Annotated in this window: 32 protein-coding genes and 1 tRNA gene; 24 read left to right on the top strand and 9 right to left on the bottom strand. The window is 69.0% G+C overall.

Features of this window, described 5'->3' with window-relative positions:
* Positions 1–79: 79 nt before the first annotated feature.
* From DQ384_RS21885 to DQ384_RS21830, 15 genes are all read left to right on the top strand, one after another.
* On the top strand, positions 80–292 hold the full coding sequence (locus DQ384_RS21885) for a hypothetical protein (RefSeq protein ID WP_114030726.1): 213 nt from the start codon (positions 80–82) through the stop codon (positions 290–292).
* A complete protein-coding gene (locus DQ384_RS41400; protein WP_181871333.1) occupies positions 289–465 on the top strand; it encodes a hypothetical protein in 177 nt (58 codons plus the stop codon). Before DQ384_RS21885 ends, DQ384_RS41400 begins: the two co-directional genes overlap by 4 nt.
* 80 nt (positions 466–545) lie before the next feature.
* Entirely contained in the window at positions 546–1,172 is a 627-nt protein-coding gene (locus tag DQ384_RS42240) for a DUF4326 domain-containing protein (protein WP_220183060.1), read from the top strand.
* Positions 1,169–1,492 carry a hypothetical protein gene (locus DQ384_RS21875; RefSeq protein ID WP_114030725.1) on the top strand — a complete coding sequence of 108 codons (324 nt, stop codon included), beginning with the start codon at positions 1,169–1,171 and terminating at the stop codon, positions 1,490–1,492. The genes DQ384_RS42240 and DQ384_RS21875 overlap by 4 nt, the downstream gene beginning before the upstream one ends.
* A complete protein-coding gene (locus tag DQ384_RS21870; RefSeq protein ID WP_181871332.1) occupies positions 1,429–1,935 on the top strand; it encodes a hypothetical protein in 507 nt (168 codons plus the stop codon). Before DQ384_RS21875 ends, DQ384_RS21870 begins: the two co-directional genes overlap by 64 nt.
* A 200-nt stretch (positions 1,936–2,135) precedes the next feature.
* On the top strand, positions 2,136–2,294 hold the full coding sequence (locus DQ384_RS41395) for a hypothetical protein (protein ID WP_181871331.1): 159 nt from the start codon (positions 2,136–2,138) through the stop codon (positions 2,292–2,294).
* An 8-nt stretch (positions 2,295–2,302) separates the two neighbouring features.
* The gene (locus DQ384_RS21865) at positions 2,303–2,821 is read left to right on the top strand and encodes a hypothetical protein (RefSeq protein WP_114030723.1); all 519 of its coding nucleotides are present in this window, start codon (positions 2,303–2,305) and stop codon (positions 2,819–2,821) included.
* A gap of 37 nt (positions 2,822–2,858) precedes the next feature.
* Entirely contained in the window at positions 2,859–3,368 is a 510-nt protein-coding gene (locus DQ384_RS21860; RefSeq protein WP_114030722.1) for a hypothetical protein, read from the top strand.
* Entirely contained in the window at positions 3,365–3,673 is a 309-nt protein-coding gene (locus DQ384_RS21855; protein WP_114030721.1) for a hypothetical protein, read from the top strand. The genes DQ384_RS21860 and DQ384_RS21855 overlap by 4 nt, the downstream gene beginning before the upstream one ends.
* Before the next feature lie 21 nt (positions 3,674–3,694).
* On the top strand, positions 3,695–4,324 hold the full coding sequence (locus DQ384_RS21850; protein ID WP_245966676.1) for a peptidoglycan recognition protein family protein: 630 nt from the start codon (positions 3,695–3,697) through the stop codon (positions 4,322–4,324).
* Positions 4,300–4,476, top strand: a complete 177-nt coding sequence (locus DQ384_RS43000; RefSeq protein WP_245966675.1) for a peptidoglycan-binding domain-containing protein — start codon at positions 4,300–4,302, stop codon at positions 4,474–4,476. Before DQ384_RS21850 ends, DQ384_RS43000 begins: the two co-directional genes overlap by 25 nt.
* Positions 4,477–4,577: 101 nt before the next feature.
* On the top strand, positions 4,578–4,880 hold the full coding sequence (locus DQ384_RS21845) for a hypothetical protein (RefSeq protein WP_114030720.1): 303 nt from the start codon (positions 4,578–4,580) through the stop codon (positions 4,878–4,880).
* Between the two features lie 115 nt (positions 4,881–4,995).
* Positions 4,996–5,247, top strand: coding sequence for a hypothetical protein (locus DQ384_RS21840; RefSeq protein WP_147268863.1), 252 nt, complete (start codon positions 4,996–4,998; stop codon positions 5,245–5,247).
* A gap of 5 nt (positions 5,248–5,252) precedes the next feature.
* Positions 5,253–6,167: a hypothetical protein gene (locus tag DQ384_RS21835; protein ID WP_114030718.1), complete on the top strand. Its 915-nt coding sequence runs from the start codon at positions 5,253–5,255 to the stop codon at positions 6,165–6,167.
* A 5-nt stretch (positions 6,168–6,172) separates the two neighbouring features.
* Positions 6,173–6,508 (top strand): hypothetical protein, encoded by a 336-nt coding sequence (locus DQ384_RS21830; RefSeq protein WP_147268862.1) that lies wholly within the window; start codon positions 6,173–6,175, stop codon positions 6,506–6,508.
* Between the two features lie 425 nt (positions 6,509–6,933).
* On the opposite strand, the gene DQ384_RS21825 is transcribed toward DQ384_RS21830, so the two are convergent.
* Both DQ384_RS21825 and DQ384_RS21820 read right to left on the bottom strand, forming a co-directional pair.
* Entirely contained in the window at positions 6,934–7,467 is a 534-nt protein-coding gene (locus DQ384_RS21825) for an RICIN domain-containing protein (protein WP_114030716.1), read from the bottom strand.
* Between the two features lie 600 nt (positions 7,468–8,067).
* The gene (locus DQ384_RS21820) at positions 8,068–8,517 is read right to left on the bottom strand and encodes a MerR family transcriptional regulator (protein ID WP_245966696.1); all 450 of its coding nucleotides are present in this window, start codon (positions 8,515–8,517) and stop codon (positions 8,068–8,070) included.
* Positions 8,518–8,994: 477 nt separating this feature from the next.
* On the opposite strand from DQ384_RS21820, the gene DQ384_RS21815 reads away from it, so the two are divergent.
* Complete coding sequence (locus tag DQ384_RS21815; RefSeq protein WP_220183066.1) at positions 8,995–10,470, top strand: SulP family inorganic anion transporter; 1,476 nt, start codon at positions 8,995–8,997, stop codon at positions 10,468–10,470.
* A 377-nt stretch (positions 10,471–10,847) separates the two neighbouring features.
* On the opposite strand, the gene DQ384_RS21805 is transcribed toward DQ384_RS21815, so the two are convergent.
* The 3 genes from DQ384_RS21805 to DQ384_RS21795 all read right to left on the bottom strand — a co-directional run bounded on the left by DQ384_RS21805 (position 10,848) and on the right by DQ384_RS21795 (position 13,407).
* Positions 10,848–11,324, bottom strand: coding sequence for a hypothetical protein (locus DQ384_RS21805; protein WP_147268861.1), 477 nt, complete (start codon positions 11,322–11,324; stop codon positions 10,848–10,850).
* Complete coding sequence (locus tag DQ384_RS21800; protein WP_114030714.1) at positions 11,242–12,405, bottom strand: hypothetical protein; 1,164 nt, start codon at positions 12,403–12,405, stop codon at positions 11,242–11,244. The genes DQ384_RS21805 and DQ384_RS21800 overlap by 83 nt, the downstream gene beginning before the upstream one ends.
* Positions 12,406–12,714: 309 nt before the next feature.
* Complete coding sequence (locus DQ384_RS21795) at positions 12,715–13,407, bottom strand: formylglycine-generating enzyme family protein (RefSeq protein WP_114030713.1); 693 nt, start codon at positions 13,405–13,407, stop codon at positions 12,715–12,717.
* A gap of 184 nt (positions 13,408–13,591) precedes the next feature.
* Between DQ384_RS21795 and DQ384_RS21790 the strand changes: the two genes are divergently transcribed.
* The 3 genes from DQ384_RS21790 (at position 13,592) to DQ384_RS21780 (ending at position 15,512) form a co-directional block, all read left to right on the top strand.
* Entirely contained in the window at positions 13,592–14,677 is a 1,086-nt protein-coding gene (locus DQ384_RS21790; RefSeq protein WP_114030712.1) for a DUF418 domain-containing protein, read from the top strand.
* 53 nt (positions 14,678–14,730) lie between these two features.
* A complete protein-coding gene (locus DQ384_RS21785) occupies positions 14,731–15,078 on the top strand; it encodes a hypothetical protein (RefSeq protein WP_114030711.1) in 348 nt (115 codons plus the stop codon).
* A 143-nt stretch (positions 15,079–15,221) separates the two neighbouring features.
* Positions 15,222–15,512, top strand: coding sequence for a hypothetical protein (locus DQ384_RS21780; RefSeq protein ID WP_147268860.1), 291 nt, complete (start codon positions 15,222–15,224; stop codon positions 15,510–15,512).
* Positions 15,513–15,532: 20 nt separating this feature from the next.
* On the opposite strand, the gene DQ384_RS21775 is transcribed toward DQ384_RS21780, so the two are convergent.
* Entirely contained in the window at positions 15,533–16,279 is a 747-nt protein-coding gene (locus DQ384_RS21775) for an HAD family hydrolase (RefSeq protein ID WP_114030709.1), read from the bottom strand.
* A gap of 473 nt (positions 16,280–16,752) precedes the next feature.
* Here DQ384_RS21775 and DQ384_RS21770 point away from each other — a divergent pair, with 473 nt between their 5' ends.
* Both DQ384_RS21770 and DQ384_RS21765 read left to right on the top strand, forming a co-directional pair.
* Positions 16,753–17,208, top strand: coding sequence for a TIGR03668 family PPOX class F420-dependent oxidoreductase (locus DQ384_RS21770; RefSeq protein ID WP_281274086.1), 456 nt, complete (start codon positions 16,753–16,755; stop codon positions 17,206–17,208).
* An 80-nt stretch (positions 17,209–17,288) separates the two neighbouring features.
* Positions 17,289–17,744 carry a MaoC family dehydratase gene (locus DQ384_RS21765; RefSeq protein ID WP_114030707.1) on the top strand — a complete coding sequence of 152 codons (456 nt, stop codon included), beginning with the start codon at positions 17,289–17,291 and terminating at the stop codon, positions 17,742–17,744.
* Here DQ384_RS21765 and DQ384_RS21760 read toward each other — a convergent pair.
* Positions 17,734–18,366: a response regulator gene (locus tag DQ384_RS21760; RefSeq protein ID WP_114030706.1), complete on the bottom strand. Its 633-nt coding sequence runs from the start codon at positions 18,364–18,366 to the stop codon at positions 17,734–17,736. The two genes, DQ384_RS21765 and DQ384_RS21760, sit on opposite strands and share 11 nt — an antisense overlap.
* Positions 18,363–19,589 carry a sensor histidine kinase gene (locus DQ384_RS21755; protein WP_245966674.1) on the bottom strand — a complete coding sequence of 409 codons (1,227 nt, stop codon included), beginning with the start codon at positions 19,587–19,589 and terminating at the stop codon, positions 18,363–18,365. The genes DQ384_RS21760 and DQ384_RS21755 overlap by 4 nt, the downstream gene beginning before the upstream one ends.
* A gap of 132 nt (positions 19,590–19,721) precedes the next feature.
* On the opposite strand from DQ384_RS21755, the gene DQ384_RS21750 reads away from it, so the two are divergent.
* Positions 19,722–20,276, top strand: coding sequence for a hypothetical protein (locus tag DQ384_RS21750; RefSeq protein ID WP_114030704.1), 555 nt, complete (start codon positions 19,722–19,724; stop codon positions 20,274–20,276).
* Positions 20,277–20,451: 175 nt separating this feature from the next.
* On the opposite strand, the gene DQ384_RS21745 is transcribed toward DQ384_RS21750, so the two are convergent.
* A complete protein-coding gene (locus tag DQ384_RS21745) occupies positions 20,452–21,021 on the bottom strand; it encodes a sensor histidine kinase (RefSeq protein WP_114030703.1) in 570 nt (189 codons plus the stop codon).
* A gap of 565 nt (positions 21,022–21,586) precedes the next feature.
* Here DQ384_RS21745 and DQ384_RS21740 point away from each other — a divergent pair.
* Complete coding sequence (locus DQ384_RS21740) at positions 21,587–21,820, top strand: RNA-binding S4 domain-containing protein (protein WP_245966673.1); 234 nt, start codon at positions 21,587–21,589, stop codon at positions 21,818–21,820.
* A gap of 159 nt (positions 21,821–21,979) precedes the next feature.
* Positions 21,980–22,055: transfer RNA gene (locus tag DQ384_RS21735), tRNA-Arg, on the top strand.
* Positions 22,056–22,070: the final 15 nt, after the last annotated feature.

The raw sequence follows: 22,070 nt of genomic DNA, 5'->3' as shown, positions 1-22,070 counted from the left end.
CCGTCCATCGCTGGGACGGGGGCGTTCCCCGACGACGCCTCAGCCTGACCCATCCATCCCGATCAGAAGGGAACCGGACATGACCGATCAGCAGCACATCGAGGCCCTGGACAGGATCGAGCGCAAGCTCGACCAGCTCCTCGGCATCCAGCAGCCCGACACTCCGACCACCGAGGAGGTCCGCGACCTTCAGGCCCGGGTCGACCGGTTCGGAGTCCAGGTCAACGCCCGGCTCGACGAGGTGACGGCCCTGATCGAGCGGCCCGAGCCGGACGGGCAGGCCGACCGATGACCGCGACGGCCAGGGCGCGGACGGCCCGGCGGATCGCCGACCAGCTCGACGACGCCCGCGAGCTCGACCAGATCCGCGGCGCGCTCGACGTGGTCGACGAGATCGCCGACACCGAGCAGGGGCGTCTGCTCAGGCTCATCCTGGCCAACCTCCGCAAGCTCGCCCGGCCGTGACCACGACCACGCGAGGGGACCACCCGGGCGCTATCCGGGTGGTCCCAGCCAAGCCTCGCACGCTCCACGAAGGGACCACGATGAACAGCGACCACGAGCCCGAGACGATCACTGGCTCGGACGACCCGACCGAGGTCCGCGTCCAGATGAACGAGGACCGGGACGTCACCATCCTCAACGCCACCTTCGATGACGGCAGGACCGTGAGGCTGACCCTCACGCCCGGCCGCGCCGCGCACATCGGCCGCCTGCTCACCCAGACCGCCGAGACGTACGACCAACGGCTGTACGACGAGGGCGCCACCATGGCGCTGCTGGCCGAGCTCGACGATGAGCTCGTCGGCGTCCCGGCCCCCAGGCAGCGCGTCCAGGTCGAGGGCGACCTCTTCCACGGCCGCGTCCCCGACAGCGCGCTGTACGTCGGCCGCGCCGCGCCCGGCCTGCCCGCTTCGCCCTACGCCAACCCGCACAGCACCTCACCCAACGGATGCCGCGCGTGCGGCGGCCAGGTCCACACCACGGCCGAGGCCGTCGAGCTGTACCGGGCCCGCCTGCGCGCGCGTCCCGAGCTGGTCGAGCAGGCCCGCCGGGAGCTGGCCGGGCGCGACCTGGCGTGCTGGTGCCGCCTGCCCGCGGACTGGTGGGCCGAGCCGGACCTGTGCCACGGGGCCGTGCTGCTCGACGTCGTCGCCGGGCAGAGCCCGTGACCCAGCACCCGGCCGGTACCACTGAGCGCGCCTACGAGCAGCTGGCCGCCCTGCGCGGTCGGCTGCCCGCGCTGCGCGCTGCGCTGGTCCCGGGTACGCCCCGGCGCTGGGCACAGCGCGACCTCACCGCCGACCAGCGCACCCGCCTCGACGCCCTGGCCGTCGCCGAGCGCGAGGCCAAGACGGCGAACATCACGGCCGGCATCACGGTCATCGGCGACGGCCGGGCCCCGCTGGATATGACCTCCTCGCCGTCTTGGCCGACCTCGAGGTGTCGGTGGCCGAACTGGAGGGAGCCATCGCCGACCGGCTCGGCCTGACCGCCCTTGTCGGCGCGTCCACGGGCGCGCGGCTCTCGCGCATCGTCGGCCTGCTCCGCAGGGTCGAGGAGCAGCAGGACTTGGCGGAGCACGTCGAGGCCGAGGCGCTGCGGCTGGCGCGGACCGCCGCCCGCGCCCTGGGCGACGTCGAGCCCGTGCATCCGACCTGGACAGGCGCCACCACCAACCCGGTGCTGGGAAACGGCACCCTGGCCGGGGCGTACAAGGTGGCCGACACCGCCAAGACGGTGCACATCCGCATCCGCCTGGTCACCGGCACCACCACCACCTACGGCTCGGGCGCCTGGTCCAGCGGCCTGCTCAGCGGCGCCGCCGGCGTCGACCGCATCCCCGTGCAGACCGGCACCGGCGCCAGCGGCACCATCCCGTTCGCCTGGGCGTCCGGCTGCCAGCTCGTGCTCGCCGGCGTCTACCAGATCTAGGAGGTCCCCTGTGAAGCACCTGCCCGGACACGGCCTCGTCGTCGACCAGGGTCCGCTGGCCAGGCCCGACAATGCGGGCAAGGTTGCAGAGGCCAAGACCCGCCGCGCCGACGCCATCGCTCAGGCCGAGACCTACCTGGCCGACCAGGGCCTGACGCCCTGGGAGATCGCCGACCTCGACCTGTCCCGCCGCACCCGGCATGCCTTCATGCACCCCAGAACGCGGATTCGTCCCCGCCGACTACCCCGGCGCCGAAGCGGTCATCGTCGTCAACATCCCCGAGCCCGACCCCGAGCCCCCCGCGCAGCACGCCGGAGAGCCGCCCGCCATCCCGGCCGTCCCCACGCCGCTCAAGTAGGCCGCGCCATGGGCACCCTGGACCCAACCGACACCGCGACGCTGCTGCGCCGCATCGCCGCCCTGGAGAAGCGCCTGCGCGCCATGCAGGTCATCATGACCGGCGGACAGTACGCCCACGACGAGAGCGGCGGTAACCGCACCGTTGCCTCGACCGGTGCCTTCCTCGACTACACCGGCCAGCCGACCGTGTCGATCGTCGTGCCCGCCAGCGGAAAAGTTCGCGTGTCGGGGGGGTTCTCCGGCTACAACAACGCCACAGGGACCTCAACCCTTCGCGTCGCCCCCGTGCTGAGCGGAGCGAACACAGCCGCCCCCACGACGGCCAACAGCGCCAGCGCAGCCGGCGACAACAATGGCGCCGCAACCGACCCCGTGGCCGTGCCGCGATCGACCAGCAGGACGAAGGTCTACACCGACCTGACGCCCGGGACGACGACCTTCAAGCTCCAGGGGCGGATCTCCTCCGGCACGACATCCACGCACGCCATTCAGGACTCGTGGCTGCTGGTCGAACCGCTGCCCTGACCATCCGGCACAGCCGAACATCAGGAGGCATCGACCCATGACGAGATGGCTGATCTGCTCACTGACAACCGGCGGGCCTCAGATGATCCCGCCCAGGGAGTACACCCTGGTGCGGTTCCCCTTCGCCGCCGAGTCCTACGACCCCGACAAGCTCCACCCCGCACAGCAGCCCGACACCGGCCGCACCGTGACCAGCTCCGACCCGCGTGCCGGGCTGATCTGGCCCCGCCACGACGCCTGGGCACACCTGGCCGCGATGATGGTCTGGCAGGACATCGCCGACCTGGACGCCGCCGACCGCCCCACCCACGTGCGGCACCGCTTCGTCCGCGACCCGCTGAACCTGGTCACCGGCTACGATTCGACGGCCACCAGCGACCACCGGCCGCGCCCGGCCGGGACCGGTGGCACCTGCCGGACCAAGACCTGGCCCATCTTCGTTCACCCCGGCACTCCGTTGGGCTACCTCGTGTACCACGACGCCGCGCTGCCCATGCGCCTGGAGTCGGCCGAGTTCAAGGTGTCCTACACGATGGAGGCCGCGTGATGGCCAAGGAGCCGTCCCTGAGCGAGCTGGCGCGCCGCCTGGAGGACGCCCGCCGCGACATCCGCGACGACATCGCCGAGATGCGCGTCCAGCACGACCGGGACCTCCAGGTCATCGCCACACGCCTGGACCTGTTCGTCACCCGCGACCGTTACGACGCTGAGCGGTCCGCGGTGCTCGATCGGGTCGGCCGTACCGAGAAGGACATCGAACGGATCAGGGGCAACGCCAGATGGGCGCTGGGCGTGGCGCTTACCGCGTTCATCGGCCCGATCGCCGTCGCAGTCATCGTCTGGCTCGTGTAGAAGACACCGTGAGGAGAAGCCGTGATCGATCTGGTAACCCGTGCCGCCTGGGGCGCTCGCGCACCCCGCGGCTCGTACTCGCCCCTGCTGTCGACGAGGGGCGTCAAGGTCCACTACACCGGGGACAGGGTCGACCCGGCTCTCCTGGACGACCACGACCGGTGCGTCGCCAAGGTGCGGCAGGTGCAGGCGTTCCATATGGACGGCAACGGCTGGATCGACATCGGCTACAGCATGGTCGCCTGCCCGCACCGCAAGGTCTTCGTCGGCCGCGGTCCCGGGCATGTGTGCGCGGCCAACGGGGGCGGCCTGAATTCCGCCCACTTCGCCGTCCTCGCCTTGGTCGGCAACGCCGGGCTCGTCGAGCCGAATGACGAGCTGCTGCTCGGCGTCATGGACGCCATCGACTACCTGCGCGAGCACGGCGGCGCAGGCAAAGAGATCAAGGGCACCGCGACGGCTACGCCACCGGCTGCCCGGGGGACGCCCTGTACGGGTGGGTGCGCAAGGGCGCGCCCCGGCCGGGCGGGAAGTCGCCCGCGCCGATTGTCCCGGCCGCTGGCGGTGACGTGCCGCCGTTCCCGGGGCGGCTGCTCGCCTACCCGCCGGTGGTCCGCGGCGAGGACGTGCGCGTCTGGCAGGCGCAGATGAAGCGGCGCGGCTGGGCGATCGACGTGGACGGCGCCTACGGGGCCGCCTCGCGGGCGGTGTGCATGGCGTTCCAGAAGGAGAAGGGCCTGGACGCCGACGGCGTCGTCGGCCGCGACACCTGGCGCGCGGCGTTCGCGCTGCCGGTCACCTGACATCCGGCCCGATTTCATACCGGCTCACATACCAGATCGCCTCTGACCTGCGGAGAGCCCGCAGGTCTTCTGCTTTTCCGACCTCATTTGAGGAGGACATCATGTCCAACTTCTTGACCTCCCTGGCGCGCATGGCCGCGTCCAAACTCGTCGGCGGGGTGGTCGGTCTGGCCGCTGGGCTCGGCGTCGCCGTCCCCGCAGACCTGTCGGAGTCCGCGACCCTGGCCGTGTCCAGTGCGCTGGTCGTCGGTGGCCAGCTCGCCTACTACGTGGCCGCCCGGTGGCTGGAGCGCGCCTACCCGTGGATCGGGAAGCTGATGCTGTGGTCGGGCAAGCAGCCGGTGTACGAGCCGCCGAAGGCTGAGCCAGCGGGCGAGCCTCACATGCGGCGCTTCGGGGAGTGACAGACGAAGCACTGCGGTATGCGGTCCGCTGAGGGAGGCGTTCCTGCCGATAGGAGCGTGCCAAGTCCGGTATTTCGGCTGCAAATGATCAGTGGCCGGTGGGACGCTGTGCACCATGAGTTACTATTGGAGCGATCGGGACTTACCCGTCCTGACCGCAATCGTGCAGCTGTACGGCGATAACCCCGGAGTCGTCTCCACGGAGGCGATCCAGCAGGTGAGCGGGCTGGACCAGGCGACCGTCCAGAAAGCGCTTCGTTCTCTGAGGCACAGTGACTACTTCGAGGTCACGGGTGAAACCCTGGTGGGCAGTATCGATGGTGTCTGCCGAGTCACGGAGAAGGCTCGGCGGGCCGTCAGGAGCTGAACCTCGTGCCATTTTCTTTAACGCAGTTCACGGAAGACTCCGGCTTCGAGCGGTATGCTCTCGGTGATCTCGCTCCGGCGATCACTGCTAGTCCCGGGCTTCAGGTCATCGACTATCTCGACGAGACCAGAGACCAGCCACGTATTCATGCCATCGTCGGCACTAGCCCGGTCAAAGCCGTTGTGACTATTGGCGGTCAACCCGCAACCGTCAACGTCACCCCGCTCATCTTCGGTATGGCGTGGAAGATCCTGGATCTGGTCATAGAGCCCCTACTGTCGCCCCGCACAGACGGTAGACCGCAAACGATCGAGGCAAAGGTGCGGACCGCGCTCAACGGGCTCGGGCCGCAGGGGGTCAAGCCATTCCACAGAGAGCCCGAGCTGTGGAAGCGGTTCATGCACCTGTACGGCAACACCGTGGACCTGCGTCATTCCGTTGTACATGGCCAGCTCAACGTGGATGCCGATGGGACGCTTACGGCAACCAGTCGCGACCCGGCGCCACTGGTACCTCCAACCACGATGACGACAGACGAACTGGGGTACTTCCTCCGAGCGGTCCAAGGGTTCTCCGCCGCTCTACTCGGAGAGCATCTCTCGGTCCGTGCCCGTAACAACCTGTGTTTTCTGCTCGACCAGCTCACCCAGCATCACGGCCTGGACAAGCTGGGAGGGGTAGAGCTGCTCAGAAGAGTCGTTGTGGTTGCCCGGCCGAAGCCGCTGCCATCAGGGAAGTTCCTGTTCGATGCCCGGCCGTATCTCGCCTATTCTCTCGATCGATTCCCCGGCGCCGGATGTGATGTCAACTTGCACTTCCCCGACAACATCGTGCTCGGCGGTGAACTGGAGGACGCGCCTACCGATGGGCCTTTGGAAATACGGCTAGATTATCCGCCCAAGTGGCTGGACTATCTGTAGTAGGCGTGGGCTCGCGTTTCGATTTTGGAAACGCGAGCCCTGGTTTTTTGCGCTTACCAGTCGAGACGGTCGGGATCCTCGTCGGGATCGTGTGGGCTGTCGCGGTGTGCCAGCCACGCCAGTCCAAGGCAGCCCGCGGTGAAGAGGGCGGCGATCGCCAGGGCTGCGATGTCGCCGCCGGCGGTGCGGGCACCCGGCCGACGTATTCCACGGATTCAGTGTGGCCGACGAGGGTTCAGTTCGCGATCTCGATCGCTGTCGGCCTCGTGTCGGGGAACGCGGCGGCAGGGATCGGCGCCGGGCTCGCCGCAGCCGCCGTTATTCAGATGATCATCACATGAGCGTTCGCGCTCTGGCCGGATTGGGTTGCAGTTCGCCCCGTACCATGCCGTTCCAGGGGGACTGGCCGGGCGCGTTGGTCGAGCTTGAACCGCATTGAACGGGCAAGATCCGAGCTGCTAATGCGGTTTGGGCCTACAGCCCCTCCGGGGTTCAAATCCCCGAGCCTCCGCACTTCAAAGGCCCTCTCCCGGTTCCGGGACGAGGGCCTTTTCGATCTCTGACGCGGATGTGAGCGCCCCCTGCCCCTCGAGGAGCGTCCGGCGGTGTGCCGCGCATCGTGCAGTCGGGCGTCCCGAACCCAAGCCCGCTTGACGATGGACCTCGCGGCGCGCCGCGCCGCCGCACCCGGCCCTCCGCCGCTCGCCGTCCTGCCTGCCTCTGACGCCCTGCGGTACATCGGGAAGCTGGCGGGTGTGACCAGAGATCAGGACAGGGTGTCCTTGATCGCGATCTGGCCGTCGTCGATCACGAACTTCTGGTTGGTGTTGTTGTTGTCGCACTGCCACAGGTACACCTGGGTGCCGTTGCCGCGGCCGTTGGTGGCGTCCAGGCACAGGGGATTGCTTGAGTTGAGGGTGGACTTGAGGATGATCGCGCCTCTCCGGATGACCCAGACCTGGTTGGCGTTACCCACGCACTGCCACTGGTAGACCCGGGTGCCGTTGGTGCGGCCGTTGGAGGAGTCCAGACACATCACCTGGCCTTTGCCGATGGTGTCTTGCACCTTGATCAGGCCGTCCTCGATGGCGAATTTCTGGTTGGTGTTGTTGTTGTCGCACAGCCACTGGTACATCAGAGTGCCGTTGCCACGGTTGTTGCTGACGTCGACGCACATTGGGGTCTTGACCAGGGCGGTGCGGCTGTCGGGGTCGTGAGCAGAGGCCATCGCAGGCAGGGGGGTGACCGCGCCCACGGCGGCGGAGATGACGGCGGTGGCCAGCAGACGGCGAGCGAGCATGGTTGCCTCCCAGAAGAGTTGATCAAGACTCAAGCACCATGCCACAACGCACAGTCACTAGCAATCACTGTCTGTATTCAGACTCGCGTGCCGCAGTGTGATCCCGAGCAGAGACGAAGCTGTGGCGGTCGTCGGGCATCCGGGGTTCAAATCTCCGAGCCTTCGCACCTCGAAGGCCCTTTCGCAAGATTCGCTGAAGGCCCTTTGTTCTGCCCGGAATCGAGACACGACGGCGTTGCCGGACCATTGCCAGACCATTCAGCAGGCGATCACGCCAAGACCGCAGGCCACTATGCGGTGTTGAGCAACGTCATCTGGGTCACCAACGGCACCGGCCTGTGACAGGCATTCTTCCTCATCAACGGCACGACGGCCGTCGGGTGGGCGTCCATCCAGGCCGCCGCCTCCGGATCCGTGGGCATCAGCCTCAGCCGCCGTCCCTACCTGGCCGTCGGGGATTTCGTCGAGGTGCAGACCTTTCTGACCTCCGGGCCGCGCTCAACACCCAGATCGCCAACGGCGGGGTCCAGGCGGTGTAAGTGCTCACCCACCGGCGGCTACCAGGCACCGTCTGCCCGATCAGCCGACCCGGTGCTCCCATTAGGCGGGTTCGCCGGTCAGCTGGCCGGCGCGCCGGCGCAGGTCGGCGGCGAACTCCTCGGCCTGGCTCAGTTGGGTACGCAGCGCCTGGCACCGGTCGGCGGCGGCCTGCTCGAAGCGGCCCAGCCGCGCTAGCAGCGCCTGGCGCTCGGCCGCGTCGATGCCGGCATCCAGCCGATCGGTGATGGCCAGCAGCTCGCCCATCTCCCCCAGGGTGAACCCCAGCGGCTTCATCCGCCGGATCACCATCAGCCGGGCCACGTCCGCCTCGGTGTACAGGCGAAACCCGCCTCGGGTACGGGCCGAAGGCACCACCAGCCCGACCTCCTCGTAGTGCCGGATGGTGCGCAGCGACAAGCCGGTGCGCGCGGCCACCTGCCCGATGTGCATGTGATCTGCGACGCGCCCCACAGCGGCCGCAGCAGCCGCATCGGGCGTCATTGCCGCCATTTCGTCCATGTCGTCACGACCTCACTGATGCACCGACCGGCGCGGTGCGCCCCGGCGGCCACCCCCGGCCCGATCTCTACCCTAACGTTACGATAGAGTTGCCGAGGCGGGAAGATCACCGGCGATCCCGCAGGCCCCACCTGCGGGCGCTGCACCCGCCCACCCGCCGGTCGGACCGGCCGGCCCCTCATCGGAGAAGACAGCAAAGGACACCCCGCGCGCATGGCCTGGAACCGCTCCGCCTGCTGCCCCCCGTGACCTGCCCCGGGGTGGCAGACGGCCCGGCGCCGCACTACCCGTGACCGCCCGCCGCGGGGATTCCTCACTCCCCGGTCTTCCACCGGCCCGGCCCACCGACGTCGGCCGCGCACCGGTGCGCTTCACCCGGCGCGGGCGCGCCGCCACGCGCCCGCCACCTGCTCATGCGAAGGATTCCTCTTGCCCACCTCAGCATCCGCTGTCCGCCTGCCCGCCTTCTTGCGCTCGGCGCGCCCGGGGCGCCCGGCCTGGCTGTCGCCGAAGGTCGCCCGCACCGAGATCCTCTCGGGCCTGGTGGTGGCCCTGGCGCTGATCCCCGAGGCGATCTCGTTCTCCATCATCGCCGGCGTCGACCCCAGGGTCGGGCTGTTCGCCTCCTTCACCATGGCCGTGGTGATCGCCGTCGTCGGCGGCCGCCCCGCGATGATCTCGGCCGCCACCGGCGCCATCGCCCTGGTGATCGCGCCCCTGGTCCGCGAGCACGGCCTGAGCTACCTGATCGCCACGGTCATCCTCGGCGGCCTCATCCAGGTCGCGCTCGGCGCCCTCGGGGTGGCCCGGCTGATGCGGTTCGTGCCGCGCAGCGTGATGGTCGGCTTCGTCAACGCCCTGGCCATCTTGATCTTCATGGCGCGGGTGCCCGAACTCACCGGTGTGCCCTGGATCGTCTACCCGCTGGTCGCCGGCGCCCTGGCGCTGATGGTGGCGCTGCCCCGGCTGACCAGGGTGGTCCCCGCCCCGCTGATCTCCATCATTGCGCTGACCGCGCTCACCGTCGGCGCCCACCTGGCGGTGCCCACCGTCGGCGACCGCGGCGCCCTGCCTTCTGCCCTGCCGGTGCCCGGCCTGCCGGACGTGCCCCCCACCTGGGCCACCCTCACCCTGATCGCCCCCTACGCCCTGGCGTTCGCCCTGGTCGGGCTCATGGAGTCGCTGATGACGGCCAAACTGGTCGACGACATCACCGACACCCGCTCGGGCAAGACGCGCGAGTCCATCGGCCAGGGCATCGCCAACATCGTCACCGGCGTCTTCGGCGGCATGGGCGGCTGCGCCATGATCGGCCAAACCATGATCAACGTCAGGAACGGGGCGCGCACCCGCCTGTCCACCTTCTGCGCCGGCGCCTTCCTGATGGTCTTGTGCATCGCCTTCGGTCCACTGGTCTCCCGGATCCCGATGGCCGCCCTGGTCGCCGTCATGATCCTGGTCTCGTTTGCCACCTTCGACTGGCATTCGGTCGCCCCGGCCACCCTCAAGCGCATGCCGGCCGGCGAGCTGACCGTCATGGCGCTCACCGTCGCCGTCGTGGTGTCCACCCACAACCTGGCCATCGGCGTGGTCGCCGGATCGCTGACCGCCATGGTCATCTTCGCCCGCCGGGTGGCCCACCTGGCCGAGGTCACCGCCGTCACCGACCCCGACGGCCGCCAGGTCATCTACGCCGTCACCGGCCAGCTGTTCTTCGCCTCCAGCAACGACCTGGTCACCCAGTTCGACTACACCGGCGACCCCGACCAGGTCGTCATCGACCTGTCCGACGCCCACATCTGGGACGCCTCCACCGTGGCCGCCCTGGACGCCGTCCAGGCCAAGTACGCCGCCCGCGGCAAGGCCGTGCAGATCATCGGCCTCAACGGAGCCAGCGCCAAGATGCACGCCACCCTCTCTGGCGAACTGACCGGCGGCCACTGATCCCGGCGGGCCAGATCGCCCGCACCGTGCACACCGCACTCGCCTATACCCACATCCCTCTCAACCAGAAAGAGGGAAGGAACCGGCGATCAACCTGGACACCGCGGCGCTGGACCGGATCATCGGCACCAAGGGCGACAACGAGAACGGCGTGCTGCAGTACCACATTGGAGCCGGCGCGGCCCGGTCCTCGGCCGGCGCCGCACGTCCGGCACCGGTCGCGGTGTACACACGCCGCCGCCGTCCCTCGACCACCTGCTCCACGCCGGTGCAATGTCGGATACAACGTGCCGGGCTGATCTTGTAACCGTCTATGTGGACCCGTACACCGACGAGATCCACCACTATCTCAGCGCCGTCCGGGCGCTGACGCTGGTCTACCTGCCCGCGCTAAGGAAGACGGTCCTTCTCGACGTGCCGGGATAGACGATGACCAGGTGCTCCTCGACCGGCAGATCGGACGCGTACTTCGCGGCTTCCTCCTGGTTGCGCACATGGATACGGACGCGGTAGTCGCCGGGCCCGGAAGCGGCGAGGTTGGGCAGGGGGTCGCCCGTCTCCCATGACGTGAGCCCGAGCCTGCCGGACGGGGTGCCGATTCCGGTCTCAACGACCGTGTCCCAGCCGTCGAGGCGTAAGCGGGGAGCGTGGCGCAGCACCTTGACCGTCAGGCAGATGGGATAGTTCTCCACCGCCGTGTTGACCGAGACCCTGTGGGCGGACACGTCGCTGAGGCTCGCACCGAAAGCCTCGTCCAGCGCGCGCGGCACCTCAGCGTCGCCCTCGGTCTCGCCGTCCTCGATGAAGTAGCCGCCGCCCTCGCTGACGATCAGGGCGGTGGTCGCCTGCCGCACAGCCCCGCAGCCGCCGCGCCGAGTCCGTGCAGTGCGAGGTCAGTTCCGCCTGATACAGCTCTTCCTTCCGCTGCGACTCGGCGTCCGACAGCACCAGGTCGGGCCGCGTACGCGCGACCGCGTCGGGGCACAGGAACACCAGCGCGCGCATCAGAGCGTAGCTCCAGTCGTACGCGCCGGCCTGGTCGAGCAGCGTGCGGACGCGGCGTTCGGTGGAGGGCCGTCCGGCGACGCCGCACAGCGCCCGGCCGAATCCGAGCAGTTCCCGGTCGGGAAGTGCCACCAGCCGGGGGGCGTACCCGTCGACATCCCTGGCGAGACAGAGGAAAGCCAGTTCGCGGTCACCGGGCGCGGTGTCGCCGTAGGAGCGGTGGATGATCTTCCACGGATCGCAGTCCGCCTCTTCGGGGTGCCCATCGCCGGCCTGGGTCATCATGGAGTCCCAGTACAGGTCCGCGCCGGGTTCCGCCACCAGATGGCCGCTGTCGTCGATGGACCGCGCCGCGACGTCGACTCCCGTGAAGCGGTCGTCCAGTCCCCGGTCCGCCCCGATCAGGCCGAGCAGGAGGCAGCACACCAGGACGCCCTCGGCCGCACGGCGCAGCCGGATCCGGCGGGGAGTGGCGCGGCCTGCGGGCCGTACGGCGAGCAGGATGAGGACCGCGCAGGTCATGTGGTAGGCGTCCAGGGCGAGGTTCCAGTCAGCGGTATGCAGCCACACCTCCCAGCATCCGGCGCCGACCGTGGAAAGGTCGTACACGATGAGCGCCGGATCGAGAAGGGCGGGGAGCAGCACGTACGCCGCGACGGTGCGGGCCGCGACGCGGCTTGGCCGTCCCCTGCGGGTGACCAGCCAGAGCGCGAAGGCGAGTGGAACGACGAGGAAGTTCCACCCCAGGACCGTCGGCATGATCGACGGCGAGTAGACCTCGGTCTGGAACACGAAGGCCGGGCAGGTGGGCGGGTTGATCAGCGCGAAACCGGTGGTCAGCATCGAATCGGGGAGCACCGACAGCGCCAGAGGCAGCACGGCCATCACGGTCGCGACCGCCCAGAGCCGGAACCCGCGTGACCGCCACATGTGAGGCCGACTCCTCGCCGCTCGAACAGACCTGAGGCACCTTATCGGCAAAGATCAAACTGTACGGACGAACGAGGAACGGCCTCCCGCTCCCGCCCCCGGCGACGGCCTGCCCCGGCGAACGGCTGCAGCCATCGCTGAGCGGCCGCTCAAGTATCGCGGTTGATAACCGGAGATTTCGCAGTCGAACTCGTGACGGTCATGCCGAGCGAGGCCCTCCCCGGCAGCCCTGCCGATAGCCGCGCCCCTCCGTCAACGCCAGAAGATCGGCTGCGCCGTCTTTCGTGCTCTTCTGACGCGTCCTCGGGCTCATAGTGATCGGGCGAGGCGGAAGCCGAGGTCGTCGATGTGGAACGTCGGGTGGCTCTTGCGGCGGCAGGACGCGCGGCAGCCTCGGGGGAGATCATGGCCGCTTCCGCCGCGGAACACGCGGTACGGGCCGTAGACGCCGGGGTCATAGAGATCCCAGCACCACTCCCACACGTTGCCGATCATGTCGTAGAGACCCCACGCGTTCGGCGCCTTGGTGGCGACGTCGTGCACCTCGCCGCCGGAGTTCTCGCGGTACCAGGCGATCTCGTCCAGCTCTCCGTAGCGGACGCCGGAGGTCCCTGCCCTGCACGCGTACTCCCACTCAGCCTCGGACGGGAGGCGATAGCCGCCGGCCCCCCAGTCGCAGACCACGTCCTGTCCGTCGGGGTCGTCGCCCGGCGAGTAGCAGGAGTCCAGCCCGGTCCTTTGCGAGAGCAGGTTGCAGAAGCGGACGGCCTCCTTCCAGGAGACGTCGGTCACCGGCGTCCGCGGCCCCGCCGGGCTCGCGGGCGCCTCGCCTCGGACGGCGCGGTAGAGCTCGCGGGTCACCGGATACGACGCCAGCCGGAAGGCTCGGACCTCGACCTTCCAGTTCGTCTTCGTGCCCTCGTCCCGCAGGACGATCTCCCCGGCAGGGATCTCCACCATGCGCTGGGCGCTCGCCTGGCCCGGCGTCGATTCAGGACTCATCGCAGATCCCCAGGTCGAATCCCCGCCCCCGCACACGGGAACGGCCCTCTTTCTGTGGGCGACCCTAGTCGCGGTTCCGACTACGTGTGCGCGTGGGCGAGGCCGCCGAAAGTATGGTCCTGGGCGGTGTGGATCGCGCTTTCGGTTGATGTCTGTACATGGGCGGGGTCGCACGATAAGGCGCATGTCGAATGAAGAACCAGGTGCGGTATCCGTCGAGGGGCCGGTCAGGGCTCGGGGGCCGGGAGGCGGGGCGCGCGGTTCGTCCGGGCGACAGCGGATCGGGGCGCTGGACGTCGTGCGGGGGTTCGCGCTCTGCGGGATCCTCGTGGCGAACGTACAGCCGATAGCCAACGTCGGGGACGCCGTACAGCACTCGGCGGTGGATTCGGGGAACGCGTGGGTGGGGCTGCTGGTCGAGCAGCGCTTCTTCCCCATCTTCTCCCTGCTGTTCGGCATCGGATTCTCACTGCTGCTGGAATCGGCAGGGAACCGCGCCGCCCGCCCACGGCTGATCCTGCTACGCCGGCTCCTGGTGCTGCTCGGCTTCGGGCTCGTGCACATGCTGCTGTGGCGGGGCGACGTCCTGACCGTCTACGCCATCGTCGGCCTGCTGGTCCTGCTGCCGTCCACCTGGCTGCCGCGGTGGGCCGTGGCGGGCCTCGGCGTCGTGCTGCTCGGGGCGTCGTTCGTCGTGTACGGCGGCGGAAGCACGCTGGTTCCCGGCCTGTTCCTGCTGGGCTCGGCACTGACTCGGTATGGAGTGATCGATCGGATCGATCGATCCACCCACGTCCCGACCGTGGTCGGCCTGGTCCTCGCGGCGGGCGCCGCGCCCGCCCTGTGGTGGCAGGCGCAGCCACATCCGGGCGACCTGGACACCCTGGGCTTCGCTCTCACGCTGGCCGTGCCCGGGCTTCTGCTGGCAGGGGTGTACGTGTGCGCGCTGCTGGTCCTGCTCAGGACGCCGCTGCGGCCGGCGATGCAGGTCGTCTTCGCGCCGCTGGGCCGGATGGCGCTGACCAACTACCTGACCGCGACGGTCCTCGTTCTGGTGGCGGCGCGCGTTCTCGGCCTGCCGCTCAGTTCGTCGTGGACCGCGGTGTTCCTGCTCGCGGCCGCCATTCTCACCGTCCAGTGGCTGTTCTCCACCCTTTGGCTGCGCCGGTACCGCCAAGGCCCCCTGGAGTGGCTCTGGCGCTGGGCGACCTGGGCCCGCCGTCCACCTCTGCGCCATCCCTCACCGCTAGTTATCACTCACCTAAAGTAGTTGAGTGATAACTTAAAGCGACGATAGTTGGTTCGGTCCCCCAGGAGCCATCCATGCCCAGCCCCATGCCCATGCTCAGCCGCCGCTGCGCCGCTCTGGTCGCGGCGACCGTCACCGTCGCGATAGGCGGTCTCGCCCTCGCACCCGGAGCCCACGCCGAGGTCGTGCCATCGTCCTCCCAGTACGTCTGCGAGAACGGCCCCTGGCAGGTCGGCACGGACGTCGCCGGAACCAAATGCTGGGAGAACTCCCTCGGCAACGTCGGCCAGGTCTCCTTCGCCCGGGACCGGAGCGTCTACACCTGCGGCAAGGTGGACCGCGTCGGGACGGACGCGCCCTTCTCGATCTCGGGGACGGACTGCAAGAAGGTCTCGCCGTCCACGGACGAGCCGCAGGACTGACCTCCCCTTCCGCGTTCAAGGGCCTTCCCCGTTCGGCGGGGAGGGCCCTTTCCGCTTTTGGTCGCGTCGCGCACGGAACCCTGGTCTGCCATGTCGGTGCGGTCGTCGTGCACCATGAACTGATTCGTAAGGAGGGATGACCGGTGGGTGTTCACAGGTTTCGCAAGCGTCCTGTGGAGGTCGAGGCCGTTCAGTGGGCCGGGGACAACGCAGCCGAACTGATCTCGTTCACCGGCTTCCGCTTCCGTACGGTTGCCGCCGGGGCCGCCCACGGCGACGGCACGGACGTCACCGCCGAGGTCCTGGACGTCCTGCACTCGACCTGGGTGGGCATCAAGACCGGCCAGTGGGTGATCAGAGGGGTGAGGGGCGAGTTCTATCCGATTGACGGCGACGTGCTCCGGGAGACGTACGAACCCGTGGCGTCGCTCTGACGGTCCGCCGGCCGAGGAGGTCAGGCCGTTTCGGTGCCGGGTTCTCTTTCTCCAAGGCTGGTGAGCAGCGCGGGCACGTCGTGCAGGGTCTGGATGACGGAAACAGGCGGTGGCGCCGGTTCGCCGTGGCGGGTCAGCCAGATGCCGTGCATTCCGGCCTTCGTGGCGGCCAGCGCGTCCGTCCGGAGGCGGTCGCCGACGTAGGCGATCCGGCCGGGAGGGAGGCCGAGCAGGTCGGCGGCCCGCTCGAAGATCACGGGGCTGGGTTTGGCCGCTCCCACCTCGCTGGAGATGATCACGTGGGGGAGGTCGGCGGCCAGGCCGACCGCGCGCAGCTTGTGGCGCTGCTGCTCGGAGTCCCCGTTGGTGAGCACGCCGAGCCGTACGTGCGGCTGCCGTTCGATCAAGGTGTCGAGCATCGGGCGTACGTCGGGGAAGAGGCGCCATGCCGCCTCGTAGTGGCGTAGATATGTGGCGAACCAGACGTCGGCCCGCGTGTCGTCCCACGCGCCGAGGCCCAGTTCGGCGGCGAGGGAGACGATGCGCAGGCGCCGCTGGCCGGGGAAGGTGAGCTCACCGGCGGCGTAGCGGTCCATGGCGTGCCGTTCCAGCTCCGTCCACCGGCGGGCGGCGTGCTCCCGGTTCAGGTCGGAAGGGACATCAGGGGTCGTCGCGAGCGTTTCGGCCAGCGCGAGCGACGCGGCCGCGTCGTGGTCGATCAGTGTGCCGTCGAGGTCGAACAGCAGTGCCCGGACTGTCGGTTCCATCCTGATGGCCTCATCTCATGTGGCTTTGTGGCTGGTGCCGTGACGCCGTTCCCTCCTCACGATCGTTTCCCGCCCGCGCGCCTCGATGCCAGGTTCGGGACGGGTGTCGCGAACGATGGCGGAATGCTGGACGTTTCCGCCGACCCGGTGCGGTCGGGGCTTCGTCCGGATTCGATTGCCTTTGAGGTAGATCGTCCTGGGGCTTTGAGGGGAGGAATATCGGACCGCCCCGTGCGATTATGTCTCTCGGTCCAGGCGCCCAACCTGGAGAACAGGCAGCACCCCATGGAAATCCCCCCTTCCGAATCGCCGCCGCTTCCCCGGCGGGACGAGGCCATGCGCTGCGCCGAAGCCGACGCCGGCCGTCGCTGCGTCCTGCCCCTAGACCACCCCGGTGACCACGTCTTCCCCCGTCAGCCCGACACCTGAGCCACCTCGCGGTCCCGCCGGGCGTGACGTGCTTGGATACGCGGGTGGCAGAGGCTGAGCGAGGCGTACCCGCGGCGGGTGGACGTACGGACGAGCGGGCGCGCGCGAGGATGCGCGGAGCGCGCGTGGCGAGGCTCGCGACCGTGGGCGACGATGGGGCTCCGCATCTGGTCCCGATCACGTTCGCGTTCGACGGCGAGCGGATTGTGACCGCTGTCGACCACAAGCCAAAGAAGACCACCGATCTCCGCCGTATCCGAAATATCCGGGCGAACCCCCAGGTGTCCATCCTCGTGGACCACTACGAGGACGACTGGACGCGGCTGTGGTGGGTGCGGGCCGACGGCCTGGCGGCGATCTTGGAGCGCAACGAGGAACGCGTCGCCGCGCTGGAGCCGCTGATCGCGAAGTATTCGCAGTACGCCGAGCGGGTCCCCGAGGGCCCGGTGATCAGGATCGACGTCCTGCGGTACGCCGCCTGGTCCTTCACAGAGGGGTGACCGTCGGTACGCCGCCTGGTCGTACACAGGAGGGTGACCGGCGGCACGCGGATCACGGCTGCGCGGAATAACCTTCTACTATGCGGATCTTCGCCAACCTCAGCGAGCTCAAAGCGGCCAAAGGCGAGCACTTGGGATATACCGAGTGGCGCGAGGTCACCCAGGACCAGGTGAACCTGTTCGCCGACGCCACCGACGACCACCAGTGGATCCATGTGGACATCGAGCGCGCGGCGAGCGGCCCCTTCGGCGGGACCATCGCCCACGGGTACCTCAGCCTGGCCCTCATCCCCTCGTTCACGACGCAGCTTTTCCGGGTCGACGGCCCGAAGATGGTGATCAACTACGGGCTCAACAAGGTGCGTTTCCCGGCGCCGGTCCCCGTCGGCGCGAAGGTTCGCGCGGGCGCGGAGGTCGTCGACGTGAAGGGAACGCCGTCCGGCACGCTCGCCAACTTCAAGATCACCGTGGAGGTGGAGGGGGCGAAACGGCCCGCCTGCGTTGCCGAAACCCTTTCCCTCATCGTCACCGACTGAGCGGGGGCAGCCCGGCGTACAAGATCGCCGCTTGGACCCGGCTGCGCAGGCCGAGCTTGCCGAGCATGCGGCTGACGTGCGTCTTCGCGGTCGCCTCGCTCATGTCCAGGGCCCGCGCGATCTCGGCGTTCGACATGCCCCGCGTCACGCAGGCGAGCACCTCGCGCTCGCGCGGCGTCAGAACGCCGAGGTCGTGCGGCTCGGGCTCGCCGGTCCTGGCGAAGGCCCTGATCAGGCGGCGGGTCACGGACGGGGAGATCAGCCCGTCGCCGCGCGCGACCACCCGTACGGCCTGGATCAGGGCGTCGGCGTCGGTGTTCTTGAGGAGGAACCCGGCGGCGCCCGCGCGCAGCGCGCCGAAAACGTACTCGTCCAGGTCGAACGTGGTCAGGATCAGCACGTCCGAGACGCCCGCCAGCTCGCGCGTCGCCGAGATGCCGTCGAGCCGGGGCATGCGGATGTCCATGAGGACGACGTCCGGCCGCAGTTCCACGGCCGCCCGGACCGCCGCCTCCCCGTCCGCCGCCTCGCCGACCACCTCGATGTCGGGCTGGCCTTCGAGGATCAAGACGACGCCCGCGCGCACCGCGGCGTGGTCGTCCGCGACCAGGACCCTGATCATCTGGCGTCCTCGACCGAGATCAGCTTGGCCTCGAACGGCTGCGACTCCACAGCGAGCGTCGCCACGACGCGCCAGAGCCGGTCTGTTTCACCCATTACCTGTGTTTGCGCCCATTCCAGCGAGGGACCTGCGCATGGGCCGGCGGCGAACGTACCGCCGACGAGGGCCGTCCGCTCGGCCATCCCCACCAGGCCCGCACCCGAACCGGGCAGACCAGTCGAATCAGCCCCGCACGGGTTCTCGATCCTCAGCACCACCTCGTCGGACTTGTACTGGATGCTCACATCCGCGCGTCCGGTGCCGTGTTTCAGGGCGTTCGTCAGCGATTCCTGGAGGATGCGATAACCCGCCAGCTCGATGGACGGCGGGAGGTCATGCGGCGTACCGGACACCGACAGGTCGATGTCCATTCCCGCCCTTCGCGACCGTGCGACCAGGTCGGGGGCGTCCTGCAGGCGATGGCGGGTCGGCTCGGCCTCCTCGTCCTCGGCTTCCGCCCGCAGCAGGCCGATCATCGTGCGCATTTCCGCCATCCCGCGCACACTGTTCTCCCTGATCGACTCCAGCACCTTGCGGACGGACGCCGCGTCGAGGTCCTGCCGCGCGATGACCGCGGCCGACTGGATCGCGACGGCGCTGAAGTGGTTGGCGATGATGTCGTGCAGCTCACGCGCCATGCGCGTGCGTTCCGTGGTGACGGCCGCCTGGCGGTCCAGCTCGGCCAGCCGCGCGACCTGCTCCGCGCGTGCGCGCTCGGCGATCACCTGGTCGCGGTGCTGCCGGATGATCAGCGCCGTGACGGCCGGAGTCGTCAGCACCAGCCCGGCCTGGACGCCGGCGATCGCCAGGGCGCCCCAGTTCCTGGCGACGAATCCGGCTATGACGCCTATGACGATCGCGAGGACGGAGGTGATCCCCAGGAGCCACGTGGCCAGGCGACGCGGGCCGTACAGGGTGGCCGCGTACAGGTTGTCGGTGAATATGAGAATTGTGCCCAGGGACGGCCCCAGCAGGACGTCACCCACGACCGCGGCCACACCGAGCGCCAGCGTCACCACCGGCCGGCGTCGCCGTAGAACCACCCCGAGGCACGTCACCGCCAGAGGGACCGCGAGCAGCGGCACATACTGACCCCGCTGGACGTACGCGCCGCTGGCCAGCAGGGCGAGGCCGCCGGCGAACACGACGCCCGCCATCAGGGCATCCTGCCGGACCGGATTCATGCCCTTCATCGCATCATGTCCGAACTCCCCGCGACACCGTCCCCGTCATGACCTGCTCGTACATACAACGGTGTAGTCCGGTTCATCATCGCCGACGACGACGGCCGCCTCGGACATGTCCAGGCTGGAAGGGTGATCGTAGCCATCATCATCGGATGTGAAATCGGGTTCTGGGTGCTGCTCGGACTCGGCCTGCTGGCACGCTACACGCTGCGCCGCCGGCGCCTGGGCGGCGCGCTCCTGCTGTGCGTCCCCCTCATCGACGTGGTGCTGCTCGTCGCCACGGTGATCGACCTGCGCGGCGGCGGCACGGCCGCGTGGACGCACGGGCTCGCCGCGGCATACCTCGCGTACTCCGTCGTGTTCGGCCACCGGACGATCCGCTGGGCGGACCAGGTCGCCGCGCACCGGCTCTCCGGCGGCCCGCCGCCCTGGAAGCCGCCTGCGGGCGGAATGGCCAGGGCTCGGTACGAATGGGGCATCTGGCTGCGCATCGTCCTGGCGTACGGCATCGCGTGCGGCCTGCTGGGCCTCGCGATCTGGATCACCGGTGACGCCACGCGCACCGCGGCACTCGCGGACTTCATGCTCAGCCTGGCCCGCGTGCCGGCGATCGCGGTTCTGTGGCCGCTGTCCTACACGCTGTTCCCCAAGAAGGCCACGAAGCAGCCCGCGTCGGGGACGTGACGCGTCCGCTCCTAAGCTCCCCGCTGCCCGCTTGGTCCTGCTGTCAGGCGGCTTGGCGGCGGTTCCGACGGGCAACGGCCACCCAAGGGACGAACTACTGCCTACGGTGCGAAGGGGTGTCGAGGGGGCGAGCTCGTGTAGGACGGGAGAGTCCATCCCCCTGTGCTTGCTCGTCCTATGGTCGGAAGGGGAGTTCGGCGTGTACCCGCCAGCCCCCCTGGTACAGCCCGGCCGTCACCGCCCCGCCCAGCTTGCCGGCCCGGCGTTGCATCGTCTCCAACCCCTCACGCCGTCCCCGAGAGCCCGGAATCCTCCCCTTCAGGGGATTGTCCACGGTGAGGACGAGCCGGTCCGGACGGTAGGTGAGGACGACGGTGGCCTGCGCCGTCCCATGCTGCAGCACGTTGGTCAGCGCCTCCTGGATGATCCGCATACCCGCTAGATCAACCGGATCGGGCAGTTCCGTGGGGGTTCCGGCCACATGTAGCCGTATCGTCAGCCCCTCATGCCTGGAGCACTGCACCAGATCGGACAAAGTCGGACGCGGGTAGTCGTACTGCGTCCTCAGCAGCAGCCGTCTGAGCTGTGTGACGTGACGCGCGTGCTCGTCCGCGGCGACCACCCGGTGCCGCCGCCTGGCCAGCAGCGCCGCCACGATCACCACGACGCCGACCAATGCCAGCCCGATGCCCACGACGATCTGCGTCGAAAGCCCGGCGACGCCGTACAGGGATGGCTGGTTCATGCCTCGATCCGGAACTACTCGCCACGCGCGGAAACGTTGCCGAGGTTCATTGCCGACACCCACCCCCGCCACGCCCGGACGCGAGAAACTTTAAACACCCTTTGTCCCAATAGAACCGCTCGCCCGAATAGTCCACCCACATCCCCTGCGAAGCCCCCTGGAGGACGCCTCCGTGAAGGAAGCCTCCCTGGACGCAGGTCTCCCTGGACGGAAGCCTCCCTGGACGGAAGCCTCCCCTTCCTAGACGGAAGCCCCCCTTCCTGGACGGGAACCTCCTCGGACAGGTGTCCCGCCCAGAGGGGTAGCCCACCCGCAGGGACGCCCACCTGAGGGACCCATAGGCGTGGCCCTCCCGCCGAAAGTAACCCGCCCACCGACTTGACCGCCACGTCCGCCCGACCATCCACCTCCGCCCGACCATCCACCTCCGCGCGACCATCCACCTCCGCGCGACCGCGTACCTGCGCCTGACCGCTTGCCTGCGCCTGACCGCCTACTCCGCCTCAGCTCCGCCCACTCCGCCTCAGCGTCCGCCCTCAGCTCACCGCCTGCTTATGCTGGCCTCGTGGACGAAACCTTCCTGGAGGAGACCTTCCAGCTCCGCGACGAGTACATCCCTCTCTGCGACCTGCTGAAGTACTGCTCCATCACCGAAAGCGGCGGCGAAGCCAAGCACCTGATCGCCGAGGGCAACGTCCTGGTAGACGGCGACGTGGAACTCCGCAAAACCCGCAAGATCAGAGCCGGCCAGGTGGTCAGCGGCATGGACTTCGAAATCCGCGTAGTAGCCGCCCCCTGACCAACCCCCGCAGCCACCCCATGACTGGCCTGCCCCCCCGCCTTGGGCCTGCCGCCCCGCGCCCGCCCTGCCCTCCGTCCGCCGGCCACACGACCCACCGGCTCCACAATCCGGTACAGCGCACCGCCCAAGACCCGCTATGCTTATCGAGGCAAGCAGGCGGCCGTAGCTCAATGGATAGAGCATCTGACTACGGATCAGAAGGTTAGGGGTTCGAGTCCTCTCGGCCGCGCCACAGCTCAAGGGCCAC

The organism is Sphaerisporangium album, assembly GCF_003323745.1.
In the GTDB taxonomy this organism is placed as follows: Bacteria; Actinomycetota; Actinomycetes; order Streptosporangiales; family Streptosporangiaceae; genus Sphaerisporangium; species Sphaerisporangium album.
The sequence above is the reverse complement of the archived record's forward strand: the minus strand, read 5'-3'. Positions and strand labels throughout refer to the sequence as shown.